Genomic DNA, 12,286 nt, shown 5'->3' with positions numbered 1-12,286 from the left:
TTTAGGTTAGAAATAACGTGGTGAACGTGATACCTTTTTCGGGAAGTTCAGGTCAAACAGTACCATGAATTCGTGCGATGCAGGTGTGGTTACCTTTAGGTCGCTTACAATGTGGTCGTAAGCATAACCAATCCTGATGTTTGGTGTTATGGCATAGTTTACCATACCACCCCAGCTGTCATCAAGCCTGTACGTAGCGCCTATCTCAAACTTCTCGAAGAACAAGGCGTTCAAAGAGCCGTCTATCGATGGGTCTACACCAAAGGCCGACTTAAACATAAACGATGGCTTTAGCTTAAAGTTATCGGTTATCTGGAATACGTAACCTCCCGTTACAAAGTAGTGTGATACTTCTGAACCAAAACGGTAATCTGTACCGGTTTGCGTAATATCAAGGTGCTTGCTCTTTATCATGTTCGGCACCGAGAACGCAAGGTAGTAGTTATCGCTGTAGTAGAAGATACCCGTACCAAGGTTAAAGTACGCGTTGTTAACGTTCTCCTGGAATGCAGGGTCACCCGGATCCGGTACAAAACCGTTACCTATATCACTGTATAAACCTACTTTGTGGAAGGTAGCTCCGGCCTTTAAACCAAGGGCCAGCCTGTGGCTGCCTCCAAGCTTAAGGGTGTAGCTGAAATCTCCGTAAACGTTCGTCTCGTTTACAGGGCCTATCTTGTCGGTAATCGCAGAAAGTCCCAAACCTACGTTTTTGCCCGCAGGGCTGTGAACCGATAGCGTACCTGTACTCGGCGCGCCGTCTATGTCTACCCACTGCTTGCGGTACAGCAAGCCGATAGCCATATTCTCTTTACTACCAGCATACGCCGGGTTAATTACGTTCATGTTGTACATGTACTGGGTGTAGTGAGGGTCTTGCTGTGCATAAGCCCCATACAAACTGCCCAGTGCAACTATTGCCGCCAGGTATAGTTTTCTCATTGTATTTTGTTTTGTTAGTCTTGCTTAGCAGTGGCATACCCCCGCCGGGACGGGGGTATAACTGCTTAAGGTATTATTATTATTTTATTTCCCTGTTAATGTAAATCCAGCCGGTTTTACTTTCACCTGTAGTACGGTGGTACATGTAGAAGTAAGTACCTGTAGGAAGCTCATCTCCACCTGAGGTTTGTCCGCCCCACTGGTTAGTATAAGCACCTTTAAAGCTGTAAACTTCTTTACCGTAACGGTTAAATATTTCCAGTTTGTTCACATCAAGGTTAGACAGGTCGAAGTTGTCGTTCTGTCCATCGTTGTTAGGCGAAATACCACGCTGAACAGCACAGCTTGTATCGTCTATCTGTATAGTAGCAGATACCGCACACGCCGTATTACCGTTAGGTGTTACCACAACTTCATATAAACCTACTGCTGTAATTACAATAGACTCACCGGTTCCGGCAGCAGCACCGGTTGTTGTATTTGTCCATGCGTAAGTTACGTTATCAGAATTGTACACTTCTTCGGCATCATCAAACACCGCAGTAAGTACAAAGTTTATTCCGTCACACTCAGTAGTTACTGGTACCTCTACAGAAAGTAGCGGCGTAGGCGTTACTGTTACCACAAAGGTTTGCTCGTCAACACAAACGCCGTTAGTAGCGTATACGTAGATAGTTTGTGTTTCGTAGACAGTAGTACCCTCAGCTATTGGAGATGTTCCACCGGCAGCCGCGTAGTAACCGCCAGCTGTAAGTGCAGGAAGCACATACTGGTCGCACACGGTTTGATTACCAGGTGTAGTAATTACCGGAAGGGTATCTATAGTTACTGTAAAGCTTCCTTCAGCCACACAGCTACCGCTTGTAGCTACTACATAAATGGTTTGTGAGGTAGTTATTACATCACCTTGTACCAGTTGTGTACCCGTAGCACCGGCACCGGTCCAGTAAGCATTACCGGCAGGTATAGCACCTATGGTATAGCTGTTACAAGCAGAAAGATCAGCCAGAACCGCAGGAACCGGAGTAGGAACTACAGTTACTGTAAAGCTTCCTTCAGCAGAACAGCTTCCGTTAGTAGCAACTACATAGATAGTCTGGGTACCAGTTATTACGTCACCTTCAACAATTGGGCCTACACTACCTGTTTGAGCATAGTAAGCATTTCCAGCAGGAATAACACCTACAGTATAGCTATCGCATACGGTTACATCGGCAGGAACAACCGGAGTTGGAGTTGGCGTAATTGTAACTGTAAAGCTGTCTTCACCAAAACATCCGTCTGGAGTTGTGTAGCCTACAAATATTGTTTGGTCAGCAGAAATGACTGTACCTACAGGAATTTCGTTTACACCAAGCGTTTGTGCATAGTACTTATAGTCTGCCACAGCAAGAGCCGGTAGTGTATAGCTATCGCAAGCCACTACATCATCAGGAGCTGTAACTTCAGGAGCTGGAGTAATGGTTACAGTAAAGCTTGTTTCAGCTGTACAGTTTGGTGTAGTACCGCTCGATGCAAGTACAAATATCTCATTAGCACCTACAGTTGTTACAGCATCACCGGCAGCAAGCATAGTGCCAGTACCACCAGTACCTGTATAGTATGCATTACCGGCGCTTAGCGCAGGCAGTATGTAGTGGCCACACTCTGTTACATCAGTAAGTACATCGGCTACAGGCGTAGGTACTACAGTAACGTTTACAGTAGCTGTACCCACACATCCGCTCTTATTAACTACAACTTCATAAGCACCACCTTCAGTTACGGTGATTTCAGAAGTATTAGCTGATAGCGTGTCGCCGTCATGTGTCCATGTATATGTAACTTCTTCAGGCAGGTAGTTACCAGGAGTAACCACTATTGTAGTAGAAGTACCTTCGCAGATAGAAACATCTGACGATACAGTGAACTCAGGCGATACCGTTTGTACAATCAGATCGAAAGGAGCCACACCATTACAGCCTGTAGTAGTGTTAAATGCCCTTACATATACCGTTTGCAAGAACTGTGTCGTGTTAGTATAAGGAGATGTTAGCGGGTTAGTACCTGCTGTAGCATCAGCCTCAGTTGCATAGTAGCTAATTTGATATTCAGAAGCATTTTCAACTCCGTCAAGAACCACAGCGTCGTTCACTGTCAGGTCGAATTGATCATAACCAGAAGCATCACATTGTGTAAGGTCTTGAGGCTCGCTTACTACCACTTCTACCGGATCGTAGAACTCTACTACAATACTATCTGAAGTTTCACAAGTAGATGAGAAATAGTGTGCTACTACTGTATATTCACCTTCTTCACTTACAGTAAGTGTAGGACCAGTTTCACCTACAATTTCAGTAGTACCGTTGTACCATGTAAATGAGTACTCTTCAGGATCAAGACCGGCATTGATAGTTGCTGTACCACCAGAACATAGTGCTGTGTTAGCATCTATAGTAAGGTCGGCACCAAGATCTACATCACCAATATCAAACGGACCGATGAATACAGCCGAGTTAAGGGCAGTATCGTTCCTATCGGCAATTACCAGTTTTATGTGGTATGTATTACCTACAATCACGTCACTTTCTGCATACATTTTCTTAGTTACACCATTATAGTTAATAGGTGCAGAAGCCGCAGGCATACCCGGAGGGCTGTTATAGTAAGCATCAAACCACTCTACGTTTTGAGAGTCACAACCAGAATTGTACAGGTTATCGCGTATGGTAATTACCGATACCACATCACCTGTACCCGGAATTAGTGCAAGGTTTGTAGTAACGTTGTTAGCATCTGTAAGGAAGAATGCAAATGCATCTGAATACGAACACTGGAAGGTACCATATTCCTCTGAAGCGAAGATGAATGGGAACTTAATGTGCGATGAAAGTGGTACAAAATCAAATTCAAGTACCGTAGCATCATTATAAGAATATAAGGTTGGGTCTATTCCTTCTGCCTGTATATAGTTAAACAGGTCAGAATCTCCACCCCATCCGCCGCTGCTTAGCGTGCTTAGGTTTGGTCCGGCAGAATCCATTGCGTTACCTGAGGCAAGTACCACACCTTCTTCTATACCAAATTCACTGTTACCCTGACCAAACTTAGCAATACCTGTAGTAAGGTTGTTACTGTCTCCACCTGTACTCCATGTAACGTTACTTACCGTAGCACAAAGTGAGTTTACAAGAACTTCCGAAACTAATTCAGGAACTGTATAAGTACTGTTATCAAGCTCTATAACCGCCGGTGTAGCCACACAAAGATCGAAGCTGTTAATAGCTGTAGGGTCGCTCATCCAGGTTACATATACCATTACATAGTATGTTTCGCCCGGTGTAAGGCCGCTTACGCTGGCACCGTCATCAAAACCACAGTAAATTTCTTCAAATTCACCACACTCACCACTGTATACAGTAAAGTAAGGGTAAATGTTTTCAGCATTGTTTATGCTTATAGAGTGTGTGCTGTTTGTAGCAGTAAAGCTAAACCATGCATCGTACTCTATTGTAGACCAAGAGTTACAGCTTGGTGTAAGGCCAGAGCCTGTAGAACCAAGAAGTGTACCCGATACAAACTCAGTACAGTCAGCACCAGAGTTTACAGGTACCGTTACAGCACCGGCACAGTCGTCGTTAGACAGGTCTGTTACAAAGTTTACAGGACCGGCCCAATTACTGTTGCCGTTATCGCCACCACATACCGCGCGTACATATACTGTATAAGGTGTACCCGGAGTAAGGCCTGTGATTGAATACGGGTTGTCTGAAGTAACCACACCAGTATCTGTAGCTAACGGGAATGACGAGCCGTAAGGCAGCACAAGTACTTCCCACTGGGTAGCACTACCCATTTCAGTCCAGCCAAATTCAGCCGTAGTTAAATCAATGTTATCTACAGAAAGGTTTTGCGGCATAGGGCACAGTGGAGGATCACACGAAGGTGTACCTGTAAATACTGTGGCACCTAGTGTACCACCACCTGCAGGTAGGGTAAAGAAGGTTTCGTTATAAGAATCATGTACTACAAGACCCGTATACTGGGTAGACCAGCCGCCATTATTAAGTACAATGTTTATTTCCTCACCAGGACACAGCGCTACATCGTAGGTCATAGAATAACCCCATGTAAAATCTGAACCAAAGGTAGCCACCGGTACACCTGCCTGATAAACAGTAAAGGTATTTCCGCTGTTACCCCATCCTTGTGAGTGTGTCATTTCAAATGTATAGGTACACTGGTTTTCTGCCTCACATACTTGTGTATGGAACGCAAACGGACCAGCCCAATCACTACTTTCTGTATCGCTACATACCATCCTTAAATAGTATTCGTAGTTTGTAGCTGCAGTAAGGCCTGTAGCAGTAGTACCATTAGTAGTAGTAAGTACACCCGCAGTAGCATCTGTTGGTGCAGGGTCGCCTGCAGGCACTATGTAATACTCCCAGTTACCTGTAGCCTGTCCGTCCCATGCAAGATCGGCAGTAGTAGTTGTAGTACCGTTTACAGTAAGACCTGTAGGAGGTAAACATAGCGGAGTTAAACAGTCGGCAGTGCCACTGTAAATAACCGATCCAGGAGTTTCTGAACCATAATCCATGGTATAGAAAGTCTGGTCAAAGCTGTTTGTAATAGACAGACCTACCTGGAATGACCAAGATCCGCCATTATCCCAGTATACCTCAAATGGTACGTTATTACATAGAGGAACTGTTATCTCCTGAGATTGTCCACTTGTAAAAGTAGAACCAATTACAGCAACAGTAGTACCGTTCTGAGAGATAATCATGTTAGCTCCATACCAGCCACCCCACCAGTCGCTAAGCATGGTAAAGGTATAGTTACACTGTTGTTCAGCAGGACACACAAGTGTGCTAAAGTCAAACGGACCAGCCCACTCGCTGCTTTGAGTATCACTACATATCATACGTACATAGTACTGGTATTCTGTAGCTTCTGTAAGACCTGTTGCAGTAACAGGGTTAGTTGTTGTAGCAGTACCTGCTGTAGCTGCCGTAGGGGCAGGATCACCGTTTGGCACTACATAATATTCCCAGTTACCTGTTGCAGGACCAGCCCACCCAAGAGTAGCTGTTGTTTGAGATATGTTAGTTGCAGTAAGCGCTGTAGGAGGTAAACACATAGGTGTGTCACAAACCACGGTACCTGTATACAGTGAACTACCCGGACTACCTACGCCCGGAGCCTTTGTAAAGAATGTTTGATCGTAGTTATTGTGTATAGACACACCTACTTCACTAGACCAGCTACCACCGGTGTTCCAGTAAAGCTCAAACGGAATGCCATCACACATCTGTACAGCAACTTCAACAGGACCAGTGCCCGAAGTCAATGAAAGAGTGGTTAAAAGCACACCGTTTTGAGTAACATTCATAGTGTTACCGTTCCATCCGTCGCCAAATGAATCTGTAAGCACAAAAGTATAAGTACACTGATCTGCAGCTTCACACACCATAGTATTGAAAGTGTAAGGACCTGCCCATTGACTAAAGGTACCATCGCCACAATCAGACCTTACATAGTACTCATAAGGAGTAGCCTGGGTAAGGCCAGACACAGTAAAGTTAGTGTTTGTAGTTGCAGGAGTACCACTACCTGTAGGGATACCTGCACCCGGCGCCTGAACCACAACTTGCCATGCAGTAGCACCTGTAGGGTTAGTCCATGAAAGGTCGGCCGAAGTCATACCCATGTTAGTAGTAGGAAGCCCTACCGGAGGCGTACAAGTTACCTGTTGTAAAACAAGGTTGTACGGGTTAGTTTGATAAATATAGTTAGAGATAACTATATAATAAGTAGTGCCTGCAGTTACTGCAAGCGTAGGTATAGTGGCAGATGTATACTGCCAGCCGGTTACGGCACCACCAATACAGCTAACGCCTATATCTTCGCAACTGTCGTAAACAAATACACCCGAATAGTTACCGGCATTGTTCAGGTTTACCTGTACAGTACCTGTAAAACCAGGAGTATAAGAATACACTACATCATTACCGTAAAGGTACGATTCCCAGCTGCTTGTTGCACAGCCCGATGTACCCGGTACTCCGGTATAGTTGTTAGCATAGTTGCTCGTGTTATCTGTAGTTGAATACGGTAACGACGCAATTTCTATAGGAGCCGTACAGCTTTCGCCAAGACCCACAGTAGTAAAGTTAAACGGCCCTACCCAGTTACTCTCGGCACCGGTAGAACAAATAGCTTTTACATAATACCTGTAAGCAGTATTGCTGTCCAGGCCGGTAACCTCATAAGGGAATGAACCACTCCACTCAACACCTGTACCCGTAGGGGTTTGTGTAGCAGGTATCACTTCAATCTCCCAGCTCGAAGCAGTACCGCTCCAGCTTAGGTCAGCACCATCAAGGCCAACGTTAGTAGCAGTAAGGTTAGTAGGATCAAGACATTGTTCTACAACGCTTACGTTATCCACTAACCAGCGGTCGCCGTCGTCGCCCATCATTACAAACGCAATGTAAAGTGATTGTCCGGTGTAAGTAGCCGGGATAGCTACAACTTTCTCTTCATACTCTTGCTGTACAGCATTAAGCGAAGTCTCCGTCCACTGAGTTACCTCGGTAAAATCAGCAACGTTAGTACTGGTACCAATCATAACTTTGTAAATGGTACCCTGGTCACCGTTAACGGTAAGCCTTGAGTAGAAGCGCAGCTGCGCGTTACTCGGAATGTTTACGGCCGGGGTAATTAACCAGTCTTCAGACTGTGTACCCGTAGCCACATTCTCCTTGTTCATGAAAGCAGCATGTACTCCCTCAAACGCTGGCTGTGCGGCAGAGTTATTTGCCTGTTGCCATTGTTGAGAGGGCCCCGCAATGTTCTGGATGCTCCATCCAGTAGGCGGCCAGCTACCCTCAAAACCCTCCATTGCCATCTGGGCATAGCCAGTTAGCGTACAAAGGGCCATGAAAAACATCATAGTAATTTTTTTCATAGGTTTTTAAATTTAGCAGTTTATGTTCAAAAACCGAAAATAGGCAAAAATTCTTAACCTTTTCAGGGAATTATTAACTATAATTTAATTCTTGACTAAAAAAAACAAAATAGAGACTTTTTGTTATGTTTCTGTAATATTAAATTTCTTTTATTAAGAATCTTACAATTTAACATTTTTAGTTTTTATATCTTTGCACAGTCAGTAAAACAATGAAAAATACACCTACAATATATTTCGCCTCAGACCAGCACTTCGGGGCCCCTACGCCAAAGGAAAGTGCGGTACGTGAACAAAAGTTTATTAAATGGCTGGACATTATTAAGGAAGATGCCGATGTGCTTTTTCTGGTAGGCGACCTCTTCGATTTTTGGTTTGAATACAAAACAGTAGTACCGCGCGGGTTCATAAGAGTACTGGGCAAACTGGCCGAACTGAAAGACCGCGGCATAGAAATACACTTTTTTACCGGAAACCACGACCTGTGGATGGACGATTACTTTAAAAAAGAACTGGGCATACCCGTATACCACCGCCCGCAGGAGTTTACTTTTAGCGGCAAAAGCTTTCTTATAGGGCACGGAGACGGACTGGGACCCGGCGACAAAGGATACAAGCGCATGAAAAAGGTGTTTACAAATCCTTTTTCAAAATGGCTGTTCCGATGGCTTCACCCGGATATTGGCGTAAAACTGGCACAATACCTTTCGGTAAAAAACAAACTGATTTCGGGCGATGAAGATGTGAAGTTTTTAGGCGAAGAAAACGAATGGCTGGTACTGTACAGCAAGCGTAAACTAGAAACCAAGCATTACGACTACCTTATATTTGGCCATCGCCACCTGCCTATGGTAATCCCCGTAGGGCCAAATTCGGAATACGTAAACCTGGGCGACTGGATAGTATACTTTACCTACGCAGAATTTAAAGACGGCAAACTGGAACTGAAAAAGTTTTAAAAGCGACTGTGCTTCTAAGCTGCTTAGAAACTTTTTAATTTAACCCTGCACCTCCCAGATATTCCAGCAGGTTAATTTTAAACAAGGTGCCTTCTACAAGGTCTTTTATTTCCAGGTACTCATCATAGTTTATGGCAAGGTCTACTTCAGGCACCGGGGTTTTCAGTAAAAAACGATGGCAACGCCCCTTAAGGCTGCAATTACAGCAATTGCTCCCCTCACATTCTGCTATTTTCCCGGAAAACTCTACAAGCTGTGCAGGCGTAAGATAAAATCCGGTTTGCCTGAATACCAGCTGCACCCGCTTTGTTACCACCTCTTCATTCTTTTTCCAGTAGAAGGCTACTCCAAAATCGTTGTGGTATACCTGGGCTATATCTTTCATGTTTATGCGGTTTTGCTCCCCACAAATATAATCTTTATTTAAAACCATTCTAAATAATGTTGTTTTTTTTCTGTTAAAATCATCAGTGCTAAAAATTAGTGTGTACTTTTGCAGCAATGAAAAGAAAAATAGCCATATTAAACCTGGTGTTTATGGCCTTGGTACAGTTTACCATAGGCTATAAGTCTTTTCACGTATTTTCACATCATGTAGAACACAAAACCCATACCGAACATTCTATAAAAGGTAAAGCGATAGTTAGCGCCGATACCCATGAAGAATGTAGCGTATGTGATTTTCATTTCGACTTCTTTATCGCGCCGCAGCAATTTTGCCTTAAGCTCGATTTCCCTTACACCCACATCCCTTACACATACAACAGTATAGAAGGGCATGCTTCTTTTTCAGGAAGCCTCTTTACCCTGCGGGGTCCTCCGGCATTGGCATAAATAAACTAAACCGTTAGTTACGGGCAAATTCCTACGGCTATATGCCAAAGGCTTGCAGTGTCGTTACACCCGGTACCGCCACTACCCTGCCCTGTTTTATTTATCCTTACCGGAAATCATCATGCAAAAAATATTCTTGCTTATAGCCATTATGGCTACAGGCTGGTGTGTACGTGCGCAGCATACCCTTAGCGGTACCGTGAGTGCCACACAAAACCTGCCCTTAGACGGCGCGCACATACACTTAGGCGACAGGCACGCAGCCACACTACCCGACGGAACCTACAGTTTAGGCAACATACCATCGGGAAACATACGGTTGGAAATAACCTACATAGGTTACCAAAGCCTGGATACCATAATAAACCTACAACAAAACATGGTGCTAAACGCCCGCCTGAAGCCGCAAAACGAGCAGCTGCAGGAAGTGGTGGTTACCCAAAACCTTGTTACAAACACTACAGTACACACGCAGAAGCTAAACACAGCCATACTGGAAAAGTTTAGCGGTGCCACACTGGGCGATGCCTTGCGCGAAGTAGCCGGCGTAAGCTCACTCCGCACGGGTAATGCAGTTGTAAAACCCGTAATAAACGGTTTGCACAGCAGTCGCGTTCCGGTTTTTACTAATGGAGTAAGACTGGAAGATCAGCAGTGGGGCACGGAACACGCCCCCAACCTCGATGTAAATTCGGCAGGAAAAGTTACCGTGATTAAAGGTGCCGGTGCGCTGCAATATAGCGGAGATGCCGTAGGCGGGCTGGTACTCGTAGACCCCATAAACATAGAAAAGGACACCCTTACAGGGCGCACCATAATGACGGCCGATAGTAACGGCCGTGGCGGTACCATAGCAACACATATTAATAAAGGCGCAGAGAAAGGCTGGGCATGGAACCTGGGCGGCACCTATAAATACCTGGGCGACCGGGAAACACCCGATTATATACTGAGTAATACCGGTAACCGCGAGGCTAATTTTAGTGGCAACCTAAAATACATAGCCGATAAATACACGTTAGGTGCATCATACAGCTATTATAATGCTACTATAGGTATTGCCACAGCTACGCATATAGGTAGCTTAGGCGACCTTGTTACTGCAATAAACAGCAGGCAGCCCAGTATAGTTAACCCGTTTACGTATACCATAGGCGCACCAAGGCAAGAGGTACAGCACCATTTAGGCAAGCTGAACTACACCCGTCAGCTGAGTGAGGATGCATCGTTATCCATACAGTATGCATTTCAGATGAACCGCAGGAAAGAATTCGACCTGCGCAGGGGAGCTTTGGAAAACGTAGCAGCACTCGACCTCACCCTGGACACCCACTCGGTTAATGCCGACTGGAAAAAAGAAAGCGGGGATAACACCTATAAAGCGGGTGCAAGTGCAGCCTATCAGCATAACGATGCCAGCCCTTCAACAGGAATACGCCCACTGATACCAAATTATACCAAAACCGATGCCGGAGCCTATGCCATAGCCAGTCACAGGTTCAGCACTACCCTTTCGGGGGAAGCAGGTTTGCGCTACGACTTTAGCCATGTACTCGCAAAAAAGTATTACCAAGTGTCGCGCTGGAATGACCTGGGCTATAACGACGGGTCGTTTGACCAGTTTATAATAGAAGACCTGGGCACCCAATATTACACCGAACCGAAGTTTACCTACCACAACCTTTCGGCAAGCCTGGGATTACACAAACAACTTACCGATGCCATAGACCTTATGGGTAACGTAAGCCTGGCCATGCGCAACCCAAACCCAAGCGAGCTCTTTAGCGACGGACTGCACCACAGCAATGCCACTATAGAGTTGGGCAGCCTGCGCACCAAAAAAGAAGAATCGGTAAAAGCATCAGTAACGGCGGTAAAGACGAGTGGAAGATTTACCTTTGAGCTTACTCCTTATATAAATAGTATCAGCAACTTTATATACCTGCAGCCTACAAACCTGGAGTACACCATTCGTGGGGCGTTCCCGGTATATCGGTATAAACAAACCAATGCCTTTATGGCGGGCACCGACCTGCATGTGGGATATGAGCTTACCCAAAACCTAAGCTACGGGCTAAATGCTGCATACATCTATGCGCAAAACACCCGCGATAACCTGCCGCTGGTAGACATGCCACCTGCAAACTTTGTAAACACCATACGATTTACTAAAAAAGAATGGCACAACTTCTTTGCAGAGCTGCGCAGTGAAACCGTATGCAGGCAATGGCGCTACCCTAATTATAACTTCTACGCCGATATACCACAAACAGAAGGCACGGTAAGCACTTATGTAGACATAAGTACGCCTCCGCCCGCCTACCAATTGTTTCATGTAAGTACCGGAGCACAGTTTGCATTGGGCAAAACCACAGCTTCGATGAGCCTGTCGGCGTTTAACCTTTTTAACACCTCGTACCGTGATTACCTCAACCGCCAGCGCCTTTACGTTGACGAAATGGGGCGCAACATTCAGTTGCAGGTGAAGCTGAATTATTAAAGCTACTGAGCTGCTGAGCCACTATCTATAATCTTAAAAACACACCCCTAACCCCTCTCAAGAGGGGAAAAGCTTCACTCGTATCCTAATTGTAAC

Annotated in this window: 6 protein-coding genes; 3 read left to right on the top strand and 3 right to left on the bottom strand. The window is 45.1% G+C overall.

Annotated elements, in window-relative coordinates; genetic code table 11:
- Positions 1–6 precede the first annotated feature (6 nt).
- On the bottom strand, positions 7–942 hold the full coding sequence (locus tag ACLI1A_RS03775; protein WP_411405765.1) for a type IX secretion system membrane protein PorP/SprF: 936 nt from the start codon (positions 940–942) through the stop codon (positions 7–9).
- Between the two features lie 79 nt (positions 943–1,021).
- Positions 1,022–7,897: a choice-of-anchor L domain-containing protein gene (locus ACLI1A_RS03770; RefSeq protein WP_411406234.1), complete on the bottom strand. Its 6,876-nt coding sequence runs from the start codon at positions 7,895–7,897 to the stop codon at positions 1,022–1,024.
- Positions 7,898–8,109: 212 nt separating this feature from the next.
- On the opposite strand from ACLI1A_RS03770, the gene ACLI1A_RS03765 reads away from it, so the two are divergent.
- On the top strand, positions 8,110–8,856 hold the full coding sequence (locus ACLI1A_RS03765) for a UDP-2,3-diacylglucosamine diphosphatase (protein ID WP_411406232.1): 747 nt from the start codon (positions 8,110–8,112) through the stop codon (positions 8,854–8,856).
- A gap of 34 nt (positions 8,857–8,890) precedes the next feature.
- On the opposite strand, the gene ACLI1A_RS03760 is transcribed toward ACLI1A_RS03765, so the two are convergent.
- Positions 8,891–9,241 (bottom strand): hypothetical protein, encoded by a 351-nt coding sequence (locus tag ACLI1A_RS03760; protein ID WP_411406230.1) that lies wholly within the window; start codon positions 9,239–9,241, stop codon positions 8,891–8,893.
- 116 nt (positions 9,242–9,357) lie between these two features.
- Between ACLI1A_RS03760 and ACLI1A_RS03755 the strand changes: the two genes are divergently transcribed.
- Together ACLI1A_RS03755 and ACLI1A_RS03750 are read left to right on the top strand one after the other, a co-directional pair.
- Positions 9,358–9,690, top strand: coding sequence for a hypothetical protein (locus ACLI1A_RS03755; protein WP_411406228.1), 333 nt, complete (start codon positions 9,358–9,360; stop codon positions 9,688–9,690).
- 121 nt (positions 9,691–9,811) lie between these two features.
- The gene (locus tag ACLI1A_RS03750; RefSeq protein WP_411406226.1) at positions 9,812–12,190 is read left to right on the top strand and encodes a TonB-dependent receptor; all 2,379 of its coding nucleotides are present in this window, start codon (positions 9,812–9,814) and stop codon (positions 12,188–12,190) included.
- The last annotated feature ends 96 nt before the right edge of the window (positions 12,191–12,286 follow it).

Origin of the sequence: Flavobacterium sp. RHBU_3, assembly GCF_046613565.1 — a bacterium.
GTDB lineage: Bacteria > Bacteroidota > Bacteroidia > Flavobacteriales > Flavobacteriaceae > Flavobacterium.
This window is presented reverse-complemented; position numbering and strand designations above follow the sequence as displayed.